The 19,128-nt window shown below is 54.3% G+C and carries 18 protein-coding genes and 1 tRNA gene; 9 read left to right on the top strand and 10 right to left on the bottom strand.

Annotated elements, in window-relative coordinates; genetic code table 11:
* Positions 1–26 precede the first annotated feature (26 nt).
* The 5 genes from HF675_RS14680 to HF675_RS23840 all read left to right on the top strand — a co-directional run bounded on the left by HF675_RS14680 (position 27) and on the right by HF675_RS23840 (position 2,303).
* Positions 27–641, top strand: a complete 615-nt coding sequence (locus tag HF675_RS14680) for a hypothetical protein (RefSeq protein WP_187043298.1) — start codon at positions 27–29, stop codon at positions 639–641.
* 160 nt (positions 642–801) lie between these two features.
* Positions 802–896 (top strand) — tRNA-OTHER (locus HF675_RS14675).
* Positions 897–1,175: 279 nt separating this feature from the next.
* Entirely contained in the window at positions 1,176–1,475 is a 300-nt protein-coding gene (locus HF675_RS14670) for a hypothetical protein (RefSeq protein ID WP_105230699.1), read from the top strand.
* Between the two features lie 123 nt (positions 1,476–1,598).
* Positions 1,599–2,102, top strand: a complete 504-nt coding sequence (locus tag HF675_RS14665; RefSeq protein ID WP_105230700.1) for a YlaC family protein — start codon at positions 1,599–1,601, stop codon at positions 2,100–2,102.
* Between the two features lie 69 nt (positions 2,103–2,171).
* Positions 2,172–2,303 (top strand): hypothetical protein, encoded by a 132-nt coding sequence (locus HF675_RS23840; protein ID WP_015671916.1) that lies wholly within the window; start codon positions 2,172–2,174, stop codon positions 2,301–2,303.
* Between the two features lie 463 nt (positions 2,304–2,766).
* On the opposite strand, the gene HF675_RS14660 is transcribed toward HF675_RS23840, so the two are convergent.
* The 4 genes from HF675_RS14660 to mdoC form a co-directional block, all read right to left on the bottom strand.
* Positions 2,767–4,488 (bottom strand): potassium/proton antiporter, encoded by a 1,722-nt coding sequence (locus HF675_RS14660; RefSeq protein ID WP_105230701.1) that lies wholly within the window; start codon positions 4,486–4,488, stop codon positions 2,767–2,769.
* A 280-nt stretch (positions 4,489–4,768) separates the two neighbouring features.
* A complete protein-coding gene (locus HF675_RS14655) occupies positions 4,769–4,993 on the bottom strand; it encodes a hypothetical protein (RefSeq protein ID WP_105230702.1) in 225 nt (74 codons plus the stop codon).
* Between the two features lie 237 nt (positions 4,994–5,230).
* The gene (locus HF675_RS14650) at positions 5,231–6,247 is read right to left on the bottom strand and encodes an acyltransferase (protein ID WP_187043297.1); all 1,017 of its coding nucleotides are present in this window, start codon (positions 6,245–6,247) and stop codon (positions 5,231–5,233) included.
* A gap of 152 nt (positions 6,248–6,399) precedes the next feature.
* Entirely contained in the window at positions 6,400–7,557 is a 1,158-nt protein-coding gene (gene mdoC / locus HF675_RS14645; protein WP_187043296.1) for a glucans biosynthesis protein MdoC, read from the bottom strand.
* 259 nt (positions 7,558–7,816) lie between these two features.
* Here mdoC and HF675_RS14640 point away from each other — a divergent pair, with 259 nt between their 5' ends.
* The 3 genes from HF675_RS14640 to HF675_RS14630 all read left to right on the top strand — a co-directional run bounded on the left by HF675_RS14640 (position 7,817) and on the right by HF675_RS14630 (position 12,326).
* Positions 7,817–9,385, top strand: a complete 1,569-nt coding sequence (locus HF675_RS14640) for a glucan biosynthesis protein G (RefSeq protein ID WP_172606289.1) — start codon at positions 7,817–7,819, stop codon at positions 9,383–9,385.
* Positions 9,378–11,939, top strand: a complete 2,562-nt coding sequence (gene mdoH / locus HF675_RS14635; protein WP_111737272.1) for a glucans biosynthesis glucosyltransferase MdoH — start codon at positions 9,378–9,380, stop codon at positions 11,937–11,939. The genes HF675_RS14640 and mdoH overlap by 8 nt, the downstream gene beginning before the upstream one ends.
* 141 nt (positions 11,940–12,080) lie before the next feature.
* Positions 12,081–12,326 carry a YceK/YidQ family lipoprotein gene (locus HF675_RS14630; RefSeq protein WP_105230706.1) on the top strand — a complete coding sequence of 82 codons (246 nt, stop codon included), beginning with the start codon at positions 12,081–12,083 and terminating at the stop codon, positions 12,324–12,326.
* Positions 12,327–12,331: 5 nt separating this feature from the next.
* Here the strand turns inward: HF675_RS14630 and HF675_RS14625 are convergent, their stop codons facing one another.
* Both HF675_RS14625 and HF675_RS14620 read right to left on the bottom strand, forming a co-directional pair.
* On the bottom strand, positions 12,332–12,877 hold the full coding sequence (locus HF675_RS14625; RefSeq protein ID WP_105230707.1) for a GNAT family N-acetyltransferase: 546 nt from the start codon (positions 12,875–12,877) through the stop codon (positions 12,332–12,334).
* A gap of 47 nt (positions 12,878–12,924) precedes the next feature.
* Positions 12,925–13,302, bottom strand: a complete 378-nt coding sequence (locus tag HF675_RS14620; RefSeq protein WP_187043295.1) for a MysB family protein — start codon at positions 13,300–13,302, stop codon at positions 12,925–12,927.
* Positions 13,303–13,758: 456 nt separating this feature from the next.
* On the opposite strand from HF675_RS14620, the gene HF675_RS14615 reads away from it, so the two are divergent.
* The gene (locus HF675_RS14615) at positions 13,759–14,157 is read left to right on the top strand and encodes a VOC family protein (RefSeq protein WP_105230709.1); all 399 of its coding nucleotides are present in this window, start codon (positions 13,759–13,761) and stop codon (positions 14,155–14,157) included.
* A 46-nt stretch (positions 14,158–14,203) separates the two neighbouring features.
* Here HF675_RS14615 and HF675_RS14610 read toward each other — a convergent pair whose 3' ends face one another.
* The 4 genes from HF675_RS14610 to HF675_RS14595 all read right to left on the bottom strand — a co-directional run bounded on the left by HF675_RS14610 (position 14,204) and on the right by HF675_RS14595 (position 18,960).
* Positions 14,204–15,757: a peptide MFS transporter gene (locus HF675_RS14610; RefSeq protein ID WP_187043294.1), complete on the bottom strand. Its 1,554-nt coding sequence runs from the start codon at positions 15,755–15,757 to the stop codon at positions 14,204–14,206.
* Positions 15,758–16,219: 462 nt separating this feature from the next.
* Entirely contained in the window at positions 16,220–17,458 is a 1,239-nt protein-coding gene (gene mdtG, locus HF675_RS14605; RefSeq protein WP_105230711.1) for a multidrug efflux MFS transporter MdtG, read from the bottom strand.
* A 190-nt stretch (positions 17,459–17,648) separates the two neighbouring features.
* Positions 17,649–17,933 (bottom strand): YciI family protein, encoded by a 285-nt coding sequence (locus HF675_RS14600; protein ID WP_105230712.1) that lies wholly within the window; start codon positions 17,931–17,933, stop codon positions 17,649–17,651.
* 106 nt (positions 17,934–18,039) lie between these two features.
* Positions 18,040–18,960 (bottom strand): Kdo(2)-lipid IV(A) acyltransferase, encoded by a 921-nt coding sequence (locus tag HF675_RS14595; RefSeq protein ID WP_105230713.1) that lies wholly within the window; start codon positions 18,958–18,960, stop codon positions 18,040–18,042.
* Between the last annotated feature and the right edge of the window lie 168 nt (positions 18,961–19,128).

Genomic DNA, 19,128 nt, shown 5'->3' with positions numbered 1-19,128 from the left:
GCGTGAATATAATAACGGAAGTGACTATGCAGTACCGTACTAACCTCAATATTATTGTAAAAAAACTCTCTTTCTTTCTGCTCTATTCAGCAACGCTGGCCGTGCTGATGGGGCTGATTTTTATTGATGTTTATTGGCTACATAACTTTGTCTATGAAATGTCGTTGACGGAGCTGATGCAGGAACTGTTTCTTGCCGCTATCGCGGTCGGTTTCTTTGTCTCCGCTCGTCGCCATGTCGAGTATCGCGCTGCCAGGGTATTGATTGGCGGCTTCTTTCTGTGCATGTTGATTCGCGAACTGGATTTTGTGTTCGATTATCTGCATCACGGCGCCTGGGTGTGGTTTGCTCTGCTGAGCACGGTGCTCTGTCTGGGATACGCGGTTCGCCATGCTGCTTCGGCGCTGCATGGGTTAGCCCATTTCTTTAACCATCCGAGCTACGGCATGATGTGTGCCGGCTTACTGTGTATTCTGGTGTTTTCCCGTCTGTTCGGCATGCACCTGTTATGGGAAGGTTTACTGCTGGATGGTTATGACCGGGTGGTAAAAAATATGGTGGAAGAGGGGTGCGAATTGGTCGGCTATGTATTCTGCCTGTTTGCTACCTGTCAGTATCTGGCGAAACCCCGCCAGATGTGACGCCGCTTGCGGTAATGGCCGACCCCGATGTTTTTCTCAGTGAATAGTTATGTCAGGTTTGACTATATACTGAGATTTATCTGTAAAATATCCCTCTGCCAGTGATTTGTCTTGTACCCACGGCGACGTTATGGATAATGTCGCCAAAGCATAGGGGAGTGCGCTATTAACTCAGTTGGCAGAGTGATTGGTTTTAACATGCTTTATTGGCTACAAAATTGATAGACGCGGGTTCGAGTCCTGCATAGCGCGCCATCTTCCCGCTCTTTAGGCGTCCACCGTCCACCGTCCACCGTCCACCGTCCACCGTCCACCGTCCACCGTCACTGTCTACCGTCCACTGTCTACCGTCCACCGTCCACCGTCTACCGTCCACTGTCCACGTTCACCGTCCACCGTCCACCGTCCACCGTCCACCGTCCACCGTCCACCGTCCACCGTCCATCGTCCACCGTCCACCGTTACTTTTCGCATATCGATCCTTTGCTAGACTGTTATTAAGGCAGGCTTTCTGTCTGATAACCGGAGGTCGATATGTCTGAATCCGCTCAACTGCAGGAACTGATGCAACGTATCGCCGTGCTGGAAGCGCGGGAGAAGGCGCTGACTGCGGAATCCAATGCTTACCAGGCGATCCTGACGACCCTGTTGGGTAATCTGGATAAATCGTTGCGTGATAATGTTATCGGCATGATCGATCGCGCCCATGAAATTGCCTATGCACGTGCGATCCAACGCGGCAACGCCGTGCAACAGGACAGGATCAAACAGGCGGATGACGTTGCGCAGCGGATGTTTATGTTTGCCCAGGGCAAAGCCTCGCAGCCGCGTTAGCTCCACCTATAACAGTTGCCGGTTTTTAATTGCTTAACTGCTATACCTGGGGAAACTGTACTTGTGTTAGCGTGAAGGGTAACGATTGATAGCCATTTTGCTCTCAGGCTAAGGCAGTAAATTATGGACGCGATAAAAAACATTCTGGTGAAAGAGATCGAGCTGATCAACCAGCGGGAAGGGCGTGACGGTAAGCCGCGTTTCAACAGCGAATTTGCCCGTAATCACCGCTATCTGTGTCTGGCGATGTTCGCCGGCTATTTCGCCGTGATTGCCGTGATGTATCCGGTGCCCTATTTAGGGCTTGGGGCGCTACTTGGCTTTACCGCTTTTGTGCTGTTTATGTTTGCCATGTTGCTGATGGAGATCAAGCCCGTTTACCGCTTTGAAGATATCGGCGTGCTTGATTTACGCGTTTGTTATAACGGCGAGTGGTACTTTACCCGCGCGCTGCCGTCCCATGCGGTGGCTGATTTGCTGGCGGAACCGTCGATTAGCCCGCTTTTGAAAGCGCGCGTACGCGAAATTTTAGCCAACAAGGGCGAGGTCGATTTCTATGACGTCTATGATTTGGCCTACGGTAAAAAACTGCATACGCCCGCCGCATCGGTTGCTCTGGTCAACTAAGGGTTGCGTCGACACCGAGGTCGATTATACTCAGCGTTTGAGCCTGTAAAGAAGCATGAGGAAGTTGCGATGAGTGATGAGATTTTTGATTTTGATATTGACGCCGAACTCGCGAAAGCAGAAAAAAAAGCGGCGGAGAAGGCCAGTGAAGTGCCTGACATCCTTGAGGATGAGGCGGACTGCGAAGGCTGCAAAATTTAATCGCCATTGCCAATAAAAAAACCGCCGCGGCGGTTTTTTTATTGGCGGCGGTTTAGTCAAGGATGAACGCCCAGACCAGAAAACCGATAACCACGGCGAGGCAGAGCGCTGAAACGCTGAGCAACACCTTACCTAAAATATCTTTGTCTTTCCCGTGCTGTGCCACGATAAATTATCCAACTATAAGTTTATGAACCAAATCGGCAATGCCCAGGTTCAAACCAACCAATACTAATGCTAAAACCAGCATTGCTGAAACGAACTTTTTCCCGTTATTCACGTGATACCTATCCCGTCGTTTTATCGTTCTTTGCAGCAGTCGGGCAGGCCGACCACTGTTGATTAAGAACTTACTTACGGTCAGAAGTTCCCCATTTGGTTGTCAGACGGGCTAAGCATGCTGATGGTCGGGAGAGGATGGCGGAAAACGGCGGCGCGGAAGCGCGCCACCGGTGCGGGAAGGTTAATCGGCGTCGATTTTTACCCCGATCTTACTGACGATATTGCCGTCCATTTCTGCAATGGTCCAGGTCAATCCATCCCACTCGACCTGGTCGCCGACTACCGGTTCTCCGCCGATCATCTGTATCACAAACTGGCCCAGCGTTTGCTGTTCATCGATACCATCTTGCAGATTCAGCCCGTAAACCTGGGAGATATCGCTTAAACGCGCGTCCGACTGCAGAATAAAATCGCCGAAGAAACGTTCGTCCAGCGTAACGGCCGGGGCCTGGCTAAACAGTTTGCCCAGCGCCGGCAGATCGTGTTCATGGCCGATAACGCACAGAATATCCTGCTCGCGCAGCCGCGTACTGCCGCTGGGGTGCAGCAGCTCTTTACCACGGAACAGGGCGGCGATACGGGTGCCCTGCGGCATTTTCAGCTCGCGCAGTGCGGCGCCGACGCACCAGTTTTCCGCTGAGAGCTGATAAACGAACTGCTCCCACTGGTTTTCCGGGTGTATATCCAACCCGACGCGCGAGATTGGCGCCAGCGCCGGCGGAACCACCACTTTGGCTTTTTTCGCCGCCAGCGTCAGCGTGGTGCCCTGCAGCAGCAGCGAGACCAGCACGACGAAAAAGGCCACGTTGAAGAACAGGTGCGCATTGGGCAGGCCGGCCATCATCGGGAATACCGCTAAAATAACCGGCACCGCGCCGCGCAGCCCCACCCAGGAGATAAAGATGCGTTCACGCAGGGTAAAGTTGCGAAACGGCAGCAGGCCGATAAATACCGACACCGGGCGTGCGAACAGAATCATCCACAGCGAGAGCAGCAGCGCGGGGATGGCGATTGGCAGCAGGTTGCTTGGCGTCAACAGCAGCCCCAGCACCAGGAACATGCCGATTTGGCTGAGCCAGGCCAGCCCGTCGAAGGTTTGTACAATACCGTGCCGGTTGCGGATAGGGCGGTTGCCCAATGTCAGACCGCACAGGTACACCGCCAGAATACCGCTGCCGTTGAGCGCGGTGGTCAGGGCGAAAATCAGGATACCGCCGCTGACGGCCAGCAGAGGATATAGCCCTTCCGGTAATTTAATGCGATTGATCAGCCCCAGCAGCAGCCAGCCGCCGCCAAGGCCGAAGACGATACCCATGCCGAATTGCTGCAGCAGATGCAGCAGGAAGTCCCAGCTGATCATGGTTTCACCGGCGGAGATCATGGCGATCAGGGTAATGGTGAGGAACACGGCCATGGGATCGTTACTGCCGGATTCAATCTCCAGCGTGGAGCCGACGCGTTCGTTCAAACCTTTCCCGCCGAGCAGTGAAAACACCGCAGCGGCATCGGTTGAGCCGATAATCGCGCCGATCAGCAGCCCCTGAATCAGATCGATATTAAACAGCCAGGCGGCGGCCAGGCCGGTCAGGCCGGCGGTAATCACCACGCCGACGGTCGCCAGCGATAGGGCGGGCCATAAGGCGACGCGGAAGGAGCTGACGCGGGTGCGCATGCCGCCATCCAGCAGAATGACGGCCAGGGCCAGGTTACTGACCAGATAAGCGACCGGATAATTGTCGAAAGGGATGCCGCCGAGGCCGTCAACGCCGGCCAGCATGCCAATCGCCAGGAAAATAACCAGAATAGGGATGCCGAGGCGTGAAGAGAATGAACTGAGCAGGATACTGGCTCCTACCAACACAGCGCCGATGATAAACAGGTTGTTGATCGTGCTGGCATCCAAAATAACGTTCTCCTTTGGCTGGGGTAAGGCGGTACGCGGCTGCGTGCGGCAGGTTAATGATAGCCTGTTTTCAGGGTAAAACGCTAAGGATGATTTGCGGCTGTTTAGTGATTATTGCTTTTTTTTAGGGGAAATAGGATAAACCAGCCAAAATTGTCGGTGTTCGGATTTTTATATAGCTATATCAGATGATTGGAAAGCCAGGTTTGCTAATAAAGCACGGCGGGCGGCAAAACCATTAAACCTGAATCAGGTTTAATGGTTTGCGACTAGAGCTGCATTAATGGTCGAGGGATTGTAGGGCGCGTTTGATTAATTCCGCCGCTAGCTTCCTTTCCGCTTCGGAAACGCCATCAAGATTGAAGTGGGACAGGTCGTGCACCAGTATGCTGCGATCCTTACCGCTTATCGAGGCGTCCAGTGCGGAGAGCAGCCTGCCCAGGATTTTAAGTAATGTGGCATTGGCTGGTGCGGCGTCTTGGGCCGTGGTGTTTGGGTCGGTCATTGAAAAATCCTCTCTGTCGTGACGGAAGGGAGATGCTGCTGACGCTGTCTCGGCGACGGCGCTTTCCCTTAGGGTTCAGTGAGCCCAATCGCTACCGTGAGGCAGGGATGTGGATTTCCATTTACTACGCAGCGGTTGCTGCGTAGCCTTATTGTGAAATTCAATTATACGCCGTTAGATGTATTTGGCCGCACGATTTATACGCAAGCAGAACGTAGAGGAGCTCCGCTGCGAGGCCTAGTGGCGAGGTGCTGTACGCGAAGATGAGCGTGTTCGTGGGCGTTCCAGCAAGAAATTCAGATTCAGGCGTTGAATGATTGAGTAGGCGACGATCGGTGCAATCAAACCAAACAGCGTGCCGGCAACGGCCTGTATCAGCCAGCTATCAATGTGTAATCCTTTACTAAGGATAATGCGTAAGCCACTCCCTGCCAGGATATGCATCAGATAGATCACCATACTCAGTTCGCCGAGCCGCTGCAGCCAACGGCAGTTAAGATGACTTAACTGTACTGAAAGACTGGTGATGAAGGCGATTGCGACGACGGCCAGTAGTAACGACAGGATTCCGACTTGGGTGTAGTCAAGATCTAAATAGCAGTGAAACACCCACTCCGCTATGACAAATAATACGGCCAGCAGGGCGGTTACGGGGAAAGTGAGTGAGGCTATGAGGCTTGAATAGCGGATCGCCAGCGCACCCAGAAGGAAAAAGACCATAAAGCGGGTAATGTAATCAACGTGAAACACATGACCGATAGCGTTTTGATAAAGGTACAAACCGATAGATATGAGTAGTAAAATAGGCAATGTCAGCGAAAAATGCTGTTTGTGATACAGCAATGCGGCAACGACGAACACCATGAACAACGCATACAGGAACCAGAATTGCGCTCGTGGGTGTGCGAACAGCGAAAAAATATCGGAAAAGCTGGCTGGGTTGTTTGTATAGCGGGATAAGAATACTTCTATGGTACCCTGCAACAGTGACCATATTATGTAGGGATAGACAATAGTATCTATCTTATTAAGAATAAACTTTCTTTTTCCACGGTGAGCAAGAGAAGAGGTGAAAAATAGTCCTGATAGGAAAAAGAACAACGGCATATGAAAACTGTAGATGATGCTATCCAACTGTTGATAAAATTCCTCTGAGACATGAATACCAGCGCTATATAACCCACGATTTACATGCCCGAATACAACTAAAATAATACCGATGCCCTTGGCATAATCCACCCAGCTTTCTCTCATAAAATTCAGACCTATGCTATTGTATAAACTGAAAATTGATCAAAGCTCAATGTAGCAGGAGAATTTATTTTTACCACTGGTATTGAACCTCCCGAGCATAATCAAGAAAAATCTCAATGCACTTGTCGAGCCAGGGAGGCAGAAACAGAGAGCTATGCTTTTGTCAATGGCAACTTTGGCGTTTGAGGCTTGCCGGAAAACAGGAAACGCAGCAGCGGTACGCGCTTATGCGCTTCATACAATATAAAAGCCAGGCCGAAGACAAATACCAGGCCCACCAAGAATCCCACAATATTATTACTGATATATGGCGTAACGAAAGCGCCGTACAGCAGCGTCAACGGGTGGTGCACCAGATAGATAAATAAGGAAGCGTTCACCAGATAGGTGATACGTGGCGAATGATAGTTCAACAGGCGGTGGCCGAATGAAAACACCACGTTGGTCATCAGGATGCCCAGCACGATCTTGATCAGGACTTCCACTTCAAACATCAGGTCGCTATGAGCCAGCAGCTTCTGGTTCAGCATATAGGCGATAAACAGCAACAGCGCGCCCAGCACCGCCTTGGGTGAAGGGGTGAGGAAAATCTCTTTTAACCAGGCGTATTTGAAGGCATAGGCGCCGAGGAGGAAGAACGGCAGGTAGAACAGCGTTTCCATCACCACAAAATTGAATAGACCGTTGCCGGGTAGTTGCGGAGCGGTAATTAAAATAATCCGGTGCGTCGCCGAATAGGCTATCCCGTAGATAAAGAAGTACAGTGAGATCTTTCCTAAACTGTTCATATTATTTATCGGGAACGGCGCGATAGGCGTTTTTATCGCCTTAATTTTCCGGAACAGGTAAAAAGCGGCGCAGGTGAGCAGCGACAGCGTTAATAAAAACCATAAATGGGACACTAACTCCCAAACGGCAACGTTAATTTTCTGATAGAGGTCAAACCCGTCCCAGCCGTCCAGTTTATGCGTCGCATATTTCAGCAGGAAAAACTGCGGCAGGGTAATTAAGGGGATGGAGCTTAACAGCGGGATGGCCACCCGCTCCAGCCGCACCTTGAGCCAGCGTTTACGTTCATAACGCTGGTATAACATAAAGGAGAAGTAGCCGGAGATGATGAAGAACACCTGCATACGGAAAGCGTGGATGACATCGTTCAACACCGTTAATGAAAATGATGGCGTGAGGCTATTCACCGACCAGGTATGGCTGGAGTAAATCAGAGAAAGATGAAAAGGGATGCCGAGCAACATTAAATATGCCCGGATAGAATCCAGGAAAAACTCGCGCTGGTTGTTTCCGTTAGTCATAAGATACCGCAGATAGTTTTTATTGAGTCTTCTTTAACCTGCTTATTAATCAAGCATGGGTTAAATCTCATTTCAGACCCTACTATATCACCTCATAATTTTCCATAGCGTCTTGCGCGCAGGCTTGCTACGCTGGGCTTCGTCAGCTGCCTAAACTCTGAGCCATAAACATGAACCAATCATTTATCATGTTGTCGGATAGCTGAATAATCCATTAATATGGATTTTAAATGATTTGAGCACACGAATAGGGGGGGATGTGCCAGTTAATATTTTATCCAGACAACCACGCGCCGTGAGCGTTCGTTGGTTAGGTGCCACCGTGTTGTTAACGCTGTTCAGCTCGCAGGCGTGGGCCTTTACGCTTGATGATGTCGCCAAGCAGGCGCAGGAGTTGGCAGGAAAGCGTTTTGAAGCGCCGAAGAGCAACCTTCCTTCTCAGTTCCGCGACATGAAGTTTGCGGACTACCAACAGATCCAGTTCAATCACGATAAAGCGTATTGGAACAAGCTGAAAACCCCGTTCAAGCTTGAGTTTTATCATCAGGGCATGTACTTCGACACGCCGGTGAAAATCAACGAAGTCACCGCGACCACGGTCAAACAGATTAAATATAGCCCGGATTACTTCAACTTCGGCTCGGTGAAACACGATCCCGAGTCGGTGAAGAACCTGGGCTTTGCCGGTTTCAAAGTGCTGTATCCGATCAACCGTGCGGATAAGAACGATGAAATCATGAGCATGCTGGGCGCCAGCTATTTCCGCGTGGTGGGTAAAGATCAGGTGTATGGTCTGTCCGCCCGCGGTCTGGCGATCGACACCGCGCTGCCTTCCGGCGAAGAGTTCCCACGCTTCCGCGAATACTGGATCGAACGGCCGAAGGCGGGCGACAAACACCTGGTGATTTATACGCTGCTGGATTCACCGCGCGCTACCGGCGCCTACCGTTTTGTGGTCTATCCGGGCCGCGACACCGTGGTGGACGTACAGTCCAAGGTGTTCCTGCGTGATAAAGTGGGCAAGCTGGGTATTGCGCCATTAACCAGCATGTTCCTGTTCGGGCCGAACCAGCCATCGCCGATGATGAACTACCGTCCGGCGCTGCATGATTCCAACGGTCTGTCGATCCATGCCGGCAACGGCGAATGGATCTGGCGTCCGCTGAATAATCCGAAGCACCTGTCCGTCAGCACCTATACCGTCGAGCATCCGAAAGGCTTTGGTCTGCTGCAACGCGGTCGCGACTTCAAAGACTATGAAGATCTGGACGATCGTTACGATCAGCGTCCGAGCGGCTGGATTGAACCGCGCGGTGATTGGGGCAAGGGTAAGGTTGAGCTGGTGGAGATCCCGACCGCTGATGAAACCAACGATAATATCGTGGCCTTCTGGACGCCGGACGTGCTGCCGGATGCCAAAACGCCGCTGGCGCTGAACTATCGCCTGCACTTCACCCGTGATGAGGACAAACTGCATTCACAGGATATTGCCTATGTGAGCCAGACCATGCGCTCCACCGGCGATGTGAAGCAGTCCAACCTGATTCGCGAGCCGGACGGCAGCGTTGCTTTCCTGGTGGACTTCGTCGGTCCGGTCCTGAAAGGCCTGGATGAGAAAACGCCGGTGGCTTCACAGGTGAGTGTCGGTGATAACGGTGAAATGGTGGAAAACAACGTTCGCTATAACCCAGTGACTAAAGGCTGGCGTCTGACGCTGCGTGTGAAAGTGAAAGACGACAAGAAACCTGTAGAAATGCGTGCAGCACTGGTTAATGGTGATAAGACCCTGTCGGAAACCTGGAGCTATCAGCTACCTGCCAATGAATAAGTCTACTCAAACTGCCCAGGATTATCTTGCGGCAATGCCTCTGACCGCTGAGCGGTCAGAGGAGCTCAATCAGCAACTGGCCGCCGATGGCGGCCAGTCTTTGGAAGCGCTGCACCGCCAGATGGGTGCTGAAGACGCTAACGTCGCCACGCTGCCGGAAGACGATATCGCGCTGGCTTCGGTTAAAAGCCGCATTGAAAACGCCTGGCCGGATGCGGTTGACGACGAAAACTTTGATACCGATGCGGAAGGGCGCGCCATTCTGAAAGCGACGCCGCCGATCAAACGCACCAGCATGTTTCCGGAAGCCTGGCGCACCAACCCGGTGGCGCGCTTTTGGGACTCTTTGCTGGGCCGATCGCCGCACAATCGTCACGCCAGCAAAGAAGAGGCCGACGCGGAAAACCGCTGGCGTATAGCGGGCTCCATGCGCCGCTATGTATTACTGGTGCTGATGTTGGTGCAAACCGGTATTGCCACCTGGTATATGAAAACCATTCTGCCGTATCAGGGCTGGGCGCTGATCGACCCGATCGCCATGCTCGACCAGGATCTGATGCAGTCGGTGTTGCAACTGCTGCCTTACGTACTGCAAACCGGCATCCTGATTTTGTTCGCCATTCTGTTCTGTTGGGTATCGGCGGGCTTTTGGACGGCGCTGATGGGCTTCCTGCAGCTGCTGATCGGCAAGGATAAATACAGCATCTCCTCCACCATCAAGGGCGATGAGCCGATTAACCCGGAACACCGCACCGCGCTGATTATGCCGATCTGTAATGAAGACGTTGAACGCGTTTTCGCCGGTCTGCGTGCGACTTACGAGTCGGTCAAGGCGACCGGGCAGCTGGATCATTTCGATATTTACGTGCTGAGCGACAGTTACGATCCCGATATCTGCGTTGCGGAACAGAAAGCCTGGATGGAACTGTGTCGCGATGTTGACGGCCACGGGCGTATTTTCTATCGTCGTCGTCGTCGTCGTGTGAAGCGTAAAAGCGGCAACATCGATGATTTCTGCCGTCGCTGGGGTGGTGATTACAGCTACATGGTGATTCTGGACGCGGACAGCGTGATGAGCGGCGAGTGCCTCACCGGGCTGGTGCGTCTGATGGAAGCCAACCCGAACGCCGGCATCATTCAGTCTGCGCCGAAAGCCTCCGGTATGGATACGCTGTATGCGCGCGTTCAGCAGTTTGCGACGCGTGTCTACGGGCCGCTGTTTACCGCCGGTCTGCACTTCTGGCAGTTGGGTGAGTCCCACTACTGGGGCCACAATGCGATCATCCGCGTCAAGCCGTTTATCGAGCACTGTGCGCTGGCACCGCTGCCGGGTGAAGGTTCGTTCGCCGGGTCGATTCTGTCCCATGACTTTGTCGAAGCCGCGCTGATGCGCCGTGCCGGCTGGGGGGTTTGGATCGCCTACGATCTGCCGGGCAGTTATGAAGAGCTGCCGCCTAACCTGCTGGATGAACTGAAGCGCGACCGCCGCTGGTGTCACGGCAACCTGATGAACTTCCGCCTGTTCCTGGTGAAAGGCATGCACCCGGTGCACCGCGCGGTGTTCCTGACCGGCGTGATGTCTTACCTGTCTGCGCCGCTGTGGTTTATGTTCCTGGCCCTGTCGACGGCGCTGCAGGTGGTGCATACGCTGATGGAGCCGCAGTACTTCCTGCAGCCGAGACAGCTGTTCCCGGTATGGCCGCAGTGGCGTCCGGAGCTGGCGATAGCGCTGTTCTCCACCACGCTGGTGCTGTTGTTCCTGCCGAAGCTGCTCAGCGTCGTTTTGATCTGGGCGAAGGGCGCGAAAGAATACGGCGGTGCATTCCGCCTGCTGATCTCGATGCTGATGGAAATGCTGTTCTCGGTGCTGCTGGCGCCGGTGCGCATGCTGTTCCATACCGTGTTTGTGGTCAGCGCCTTCCTCGGCTGGGAAGTGGTGTGGAATTCGCCGCAGCGTGACGATGACGATACGCCGTGGGGCGAAGCGTTCAAACGTCACGGTTCGCAAATGCTGTTGGGTCTGGTCTGGGCCGGCGGCATGGCGTGGCTGGATCTGCGCTTCCTGTGGTGGCTGGCGCCGATCGTATTCTCGCTGATTCTGTCGCCGTTCGTGTCGGTGCTCTCCAGCCGCGCGACGCTCGGCCTGAAGAGCAAGCGTGGCAAGCTGTTCCTGATCCCGGAAGAGTACTCGCCGCCGAAAGTGCTGGTGGCGACCGAGGAGTATCTGCAGCAGAACCGCGCTCGTGCGCTGCGTGACGGCTTTATGCACGCGGTGGTGAACCCGTCCTTCAATGCGTTGGCAACAGCGATGGCGACGGCGCGTCACCATCTGCGCGCGGCGATTGAGCGTGCTCGTGAGGAGCGGGTCAATGAGGCGATGCAGGTTGGTCCGGAAAAACTGGAAAAACTGAAGCGTCTGGAATTGCTCAGCGATCCGGTGGCACTCTCCCGCCTGCATCAGCGCGTTTGGCAGCAGCCGGAAGGTGAGGGCTGGCGGACGTATTATCAGCAGTTACCGCATAATGCGCAGGCTCATCCGGCCGGGCAGCGCTAAGCGCCGGTTTGGATGCCTAACGAAAGGACGCGTTGTTACGCGTCCTTTTTTTATGGCGCTTACATAATGCTGACATTCTGTGTGCCGGTCATCATGTTACACTGCGCGCCGGTATTATCAGGCGACGGATAGGTTAAGAGAGTGAAAACAGGTTTCTTGCTGCGGGTGGCGTTATTAACGCTGGGCGTCATGACGCTGTCCGGCTGCGGCAGTATTATCAGCCGTACGGTGCCCGGTGCCGGCCATGGCCATCAATATTACCCGGGCGTACAGTGGGACCTGCGTGACACGCCCTGGCGCTATCTGACGGTGATTGATGTGCCGCTGTCGATGGTGGTGGATACCTTTATGCTGCCGTTTGACGCGCAGCACGGGCCTTATGAGTAGCCTGCCTAGCGGGTGGCGAATGCCAGCAGGGAATAGCGCTTGCCCCGGCAGGTAAATGTCGTTACCACCGTCATACCCAGACCTTGCTGATGGGCGGCGAGCGAATGCGGGTTAGCGTCGTCAATAAATAAAATACCCAGATCGAACGACGCCCGCGTATGGTTTTTTACCGCCGCAAACAGTTGTTTCAGCACCCCTTTGCCGCGCCAGCGTTGGTCCAGGCAAACCGGGCCGTAGAGAAAATAGCGCTGCTGCTGAATCGGCCGGTTGTCAAAGTGCTGTGCGTCCAGTGCGGCCAGCATGGCGTCGACGACCTCAGGGCGAGGCTGCATATGCGCCTGCGTCAGGCAGACAAAGCCGGCCAGTTGTCCTTCCGCGTCCGCCACCAGAATGCCTAGCTCCGTATTGATGTGCGCAAGCTGGGCTTCATCCATTTTCGAAACGATAAATCCTTGTCGCCGCCGTTCAGCGCTGAGATGCTCCGGCACGTTTTGCGCCTGCAGCGCGAGAATGGCGGGGTAATCGGCGGGCTGGGCCGGTCTGATGATCATTGTCGCTCCTTCAATTCTGTCGCAGCCGCTGAGTGCTTATGGACGCGTTAGCGGTCATCATCCCATTCGTCGGCCGCGGTTTTCCCCTCTTCGGTATCTAACGGCGGTTCCAGTTGGAAATCGTCGTCGTCCCATTCATAAAGGGTGTTTTCGTCCAGCCACTCTTCGCGGATCTCTATGTCGTCATAGTCGCCGGCAAAAATGGCCTGGGCGGCGGCGCCGCTGCGCAGCGGCAGGCACTCCGTCGACGCGCCTTCTTCGGCAAAAAACTCCGCCTGCCACATGATATCACCATCCAGCATCACGTATTTTTGCAAATTGAACTGTTGCGCCGCCGGCGGTTCGTCATCTTCCCCGTCGGTGGACTCAATAAAGGCTTCGCGCGCTGCTTCAATCGCTTCTTCCAGCGTGTCATACAGGTCCATAATCGTCTCCGGTCACAGTGTGTTGGGTTGGCGAGCTTCAAGGGCTGAAGCTGGATGACAGGCGTCAAAATTAATTGTTGTCGCCGTCGCGCAGGATGCAAATTTTTTATGCATTATTTTTTATGTTACCGCTGGCGACGTTATATTGGGTAAGGGTGTAATGAGAGAGGGAATAAGGAAAAAATGAGCTGCGCTCATTCGTACTTAATAGAGATGGCTGAGCTGGAATCAAGGCATTTTATGTAATGCTTTGATTAAAATGGCTATTAAAGTTAATTTGTTTTTTTTTGAACGTTAGCGTCATTTAACGGATGAAAGGTGAGGTTTTCCAGATAAACGCCTTCCCGGACAGCTATTGTTTACCTGAGCATAGTAGTCTGGCGACAATAATCACTCACTTGCGGTTTTTTGTTAATACCATCAGGCCGGTGACGGAGTATTTACTGAGGAGAAACCATGCTGCCTAAAAATACCGTTCTGCGTATAGCACGGCCCACCGATCGGCTGCAGCCTATTGCGGCCATGTATTGCGATGGCCTGGGATTTAGCCGGTTAGGGGAGTTTTACGATCATCAGGGTTTTGACGGTGTGATGCTGGGGCATCCGCACCATGCCTATCACCTCGAGTTTACCCATCATCGCGGGGAATCGGCGGGGCATGCGCCAAGCAAGGACAATTTATTGGTGTTCTACCTGCCAGATGCCTCCGAATGGCAGGCGCAGTGCCGGCAAATGCTGGCGGCGGGCTTTAACCGGGTTAGCGCCTATAACCCGTACTGGGATATTAACGGTCAGACTTTCGCCGATCTGGATGGTTATCGTGTCGTACTGCAACGGCAGACGTGGCAGGCATAAAAAAGCCGGCGCGTAATGCGCCGGCCGGTGCGAAAACTCAGAGCGATCAGACGCTGGTGGCCGGTTGCTGCTCGCTGCTGGTTTTGGTATTGGCCAGCATGCGGCGAATCGGCACAATCAGCAGAGTCAGCACGGCGGCGCAAATCAGCAGCGCGATGGAACAGCGGGCAAACAGCTCCGGCAGTGAGTCCAGCTGGTCCGCTTTCACATGGCCGCCGATCAGGCCGGCCGCCAGGTTGCCGAGCGCGCTGGCGCAGAACCACAGGCCCATCATCTGCCCGCGCATTCTCTCCGGCGCCAGCAGCGTCATGGTCGCCAGCCCGATAGGGCTCAGGCACAGTTCTCCCAGCGTCAGCATCAGAATACTGCCCACCAGCCACATAGGAGATACGCCGGCGCCGTCGTTGCTCAGAACGTGCTGGGCGGCCATCATCATCAGCCCGAAACCGGCGGCGGCGAACAGAATGCCAATCACAAATTTCGTGATGCTGCTCAGTTGGACTTGCTTACGCGCCAGCGCCGGCCATAGCCAGCTGAATACCGGCGCCAGCAGGATAATAAACAGCGCATTGATGGACTGGAACCAGACCGCCGGGATTTCGAAATCACCGATCATGCGGTTGGTGTAGTCATTGGCGAACAGGTTGAACGAGGTCGGCTTCTGCTCAAAGGCGGACCAGAAGAAGGCGGCCGAAACCAGCAGGATAAAGCACACCAACAGGCGGGCGCGTTCTTTGCGGTTCAAACCGGCGAAGGCAAACAGGTAAATAAAATAGAGCGTCACCGAAGCGGCGATGACGTAAACCAGCATGCTGGCGACGGCCACCGGGTTAATCACGATCGTGCCGTTGGCGACCAGCATGGTCAGCGCCACGATAACCAGCGCGATGGCTCCCAGCCAGGCGCCCACGCCGTTTTTCTTCACGACAGGACTGTTCCAGGTAGAATCCAGCCCCACTTCTTTGTCGTAGCGTTTCATTGCCGGCACGGCGAAGATGCGGAAAATCACCAGCGCCACCAGCATACCGATACCGCCGATGCCAAAGCCCCAGTGCCAGCCGTGCGATTTGATCAGCCAGCCGGAAATCAGCGGCGCGATAAATGAGCCCATATTGATGCCCATATAAAACAGCGAGAACCCTCCGTCGCGGCGGGCGTCGCCTTTCTTATATAGCGTACCGACCATCACCGAGATACAGGTTTTGAACAGCCCGGAGCCCAGCACGATCAGCATCAGGCCGATAAAGAACAGCGGGTTGCCCATAATAGCGGACAGGGCTATCGACAGGTGGCCGAGAGCGATCAGAATCGAACCGTACCAGACGGCTTTGCGCTGCCCCAGCCAGTGATCGGCCAGCCAGCCGCCGGGCAGTGCGGCCAGGTACATACTACCAGCGAAGATACCGACGATAGCCGACGCGTTTTCGCGCGCCAGTCCCATTCCGCCTTCATAAACCGTGGCGGCCATAAACAGAATCAGCAGCGGGCGAATGCCGTAAAACGAAAAGCGTTCCCACATTTCGGTGAAGAACAGTGAACCGAGCGGGTATGGATGGCCGAAAAAGGTCCGGCTTTCTTGTTGGTTGCTAGAGGATTGCATAACGTATTCCCAATAAAGTCTGCCGATTGCACCGGCTTATAGTGTGGTATGTATATGTTGTTAAGCGTGATAATTCCGCAAAAGCGGGTTACCGGACAAAACCGCGGCCGCAACGCCCGTATGCCGTGGAAAGCGTCGCGACCCTTTCTTCACTTAGCAGAGTGCAGGCACTCTGCGTGATATTATTCAGCCATTTGATAATCGACTGTTGGTTTTGTCTAGTACCTGTATCCCATTTATTAGATGAAAAGTCGACAAACATCTACTTTTTTAGTTTTTATGTTGGCAAAGCGGTAAATGTGATTGACAGGGCGTTTATTGAGCAGTTTTTTTAATTGTTTTTATAAACAATTGGATAGGTGGTTTCTTTATCGCGGCTGGCGATCAGCGGCGACGAAACGCCATGAATAATGAAAGTGCTGAAAATGGCCGCTAATGATAAAAAATAGTGCGGGCTGCGGATTATGGCTCCTCTTGCAGCTGTTTTTCCTGCGGGCGTTTGGGACGACGCTGCAGACAGCGCCACGAATAGAGCGCGTTGAACATCACCACCAGCGCCGTCACGCCGAATACCGCCCGAAAACCGTAGCTGGCGGAAACCGCCGCGCCGAGCAGCGGGCCGGTGACGTTGCCGACGTCACGGAAGGATTGGTTATAGCTGAAGATGCGCCCGGCCACCTGATTGCTGCTGTTGTAGATTAATAGCGTCTGTACCGCAGGCAGCAGGGCGCCGTCGGCGGCACCCAGCAGGAAACGCAGCACCGCCAGCTGCCATGGCGTCTGCACAAAAGCCATAGGGATCAGCAGCAATACGGAGAACAGCAGCATACAGACGAGAATACGTTCCGGCCCGATGCGATCGCCCAGCCTCCCCAGACGCGGCGCGCTGATTAACGCGGCAACGCCGGGCACGGAGGCGATCAGCCCGCTGACGAACGCCAGGTTATGGATATCGCCGGCCAAATCGCGCACGTACAGCGTCAGGATCGGTGCAATAGAGCCGGTGGCGATCTGAATAATCATGGTGGTCACGAACAGCGCCAAAATCAATCTGGGGTTTTTCAGCGAGGCAAACACCTGACGGGCGTGCAGCATATCTTTCCGTTGTACCGGGGTGAACTGTTCCCTGACGAAAAACAGCGTCAGCATAAAGCAGATAAACAGGACGGCGGCGGTGATATAGAACACCGGGCGCAGGCCGTACTGGTCTGCTAACAGGCCGCCGATCAACGGACCGATCAATGCACCGCTGACGCCGCCGGTTGAGAGGGTGCCCAGCGCCCAGCCGCTGCGGTTGCGCGGCACCTGGGTGGCGATCAGCGCGTTGGCATTGGGAATAAAGCCGCCGAGCAGGCCGAGCACCGCGCGCAGCGCCAGAAACTGCCAGATGTTTTGCGCCATACCCATCAGCGCCATCACGATGGCCATGCCCAGCGCGGAGCGCAGCAACATCAGTTTGCGCCCACGCCGGTCGGCCAGTCCGCCCCAGAAAGGCGAGGCGACGGCGGAAAACAGGAAGGTAATGCTGAACACCAGCCCGGACCACAGGTTCAGCGCCTCATGCCCGGAGACGCCAAGCAATTCGACGTAGAGTGGTAAAAAGGGCATGACCAGGCTGAAGGCGGCGCCGGTAAGAAAGCAGCCGAGCCAGGCGACGAAGAGGTTGCGTTTCCAGTTAATAGGTTCTGATACCGGGGCCATGGGTTACCGTAACAGCAGAAGAAGAGGCAGGCGATGGCGCTGCGGCCAAGGCAAAAAAGTTAGCCTGCTCAGTATGCGCCTTCGATGCGCGGACTTCAAATGTGTTCGGGACGGAGAGGCGGAAAAATAAAATAAAGTTTCAAAAATAAAACAGGGTGCGATCCCGCGCTGAGCGGCGCGGGAGGGAGAATTACAGGTTGAGCAGGTTGCTGAAATCTTCGCCGGCGGCGGTTACCGCCAGTTCGGTCACCTCGTAGTTCGCCACCGCGGTAAACGGATCCTGCGCCAGAATGGCGTCCAGCTGTGAACGTGCCATCTGTTTGGCGAGGATTACGCCGCCGTTGCGCGGGTTTTTACGCCCTGCGGCAATAAAATCACCTTGGGCGAAATATTTTTTCAACCAGGCGATATGCCCTTCAAGATGGCTGTCGACTTCTTCAATCGGGCGATGGTAGGTCAGACTGACAATATACATGATGCGCTCCACGGTTAGCGTAGGTTCGAAACCTTTACCTTCACACTGTTTCGCCCGCGGCTCAAGCCATCAGGCATAAAAAAACCCGCCGTCAGGCGGGTCATGTTTAATACAGCGAGGGTTCACCTTCCGGGCGGGTTTTAAAACGGCGGTGCAGCCACATATATTGGTCCGGCGCCAGCAGAATGCCGTGTTCCACCACCTGGTTCATCCGGGTGGCGGCGCTCAGTTCGCTGTCCAGTGGGAAATCTTCCACCGCTGGCTGAATCAGTAACTCATAACCCTGGCCATCCGGCAGACGACGTGGAGCGAAGGGGATAATCGCCGGTTTGCCCATCCGCGCCAGCATATAGCTGCCGGTGGTGGTGGCGGCGTTGTCTACGGCAAACAGCGGAGCGAAGACGCTGCTGCGCGGGCCGTAGTCGTGGTCCGGCGCATACCAGATGATATCGCCCTGTTTGAGCGCGCGGATCATGCCTTTAATATCTTTGCGGTCCAGCATCGATTTGTTGGAGCGCATCCGTCCCCAGGTTTGCAGCCAGTCCAACAACTTATTGTCATGCGGGCGATAAACGCCGATGCCGGGGTTATAGATACCGAAAATACGGGCGCCCAATTCCAGCGTTAAAAAATGCAGGCCGATCAGCAAAACGCCCTGTTGGTTGTCGCGTGCCTGCTGGATATGTTCCAGCCCTTCAGGGCGGCACCAGCGTTTGATGCGCCAGTCCGGCCAGAACCAGGCCATGCCGGTTTCAAACAGGCCCATGCCGACCGACTCAAAATTCTTCACTACCAGCGCATCACGCTCCGCCTGCGGCATATCCGGGAAACACAGCGTCAGATTCCGTTGCGCGATGACCACGCGGCGCTTCAGAAAACGCATGGAGAAACGGCCCAGCGAGGTGCCGAGGCGGTAGATGACGGGATAAGGCAGCAGTACCAGCAGGTATAACAGGCCAATGCCAAACCAGGTTAGCCAATAACGCGGATGCAGCAGGGAACGATTAAACGAAGGAAGTTGTGTCATGTATTCTCAGCTTTTTGGTAATTATTGGTGTCATAACAGCGAATTAGCATGGTCCGTTGCCCGAATGGACTCTGTGCACGCGTATCATTTTCTGCCGGTAATGGCAGTTATTGTGGCATTTTCTGGCGTGACAGGAAAATCCTGAATTAGGTTATGGTGCGCTCTGTG

It is taken from the genome of Serratia sp. JUb9, from assembly GCF_014298095.1.
GTDB classification, from domain to species: Bacteria; Pseudomonadota; Gammaproteobacteria; order Enterobacterales; family Enterobacteriaceae; genus Serratia_B; species Serratia_B rhizosphaerae.
Note: the sequence above shows the minus strand (reverse complement) of the source record. Positions and strands in the feature narration are given on the sequence as shown.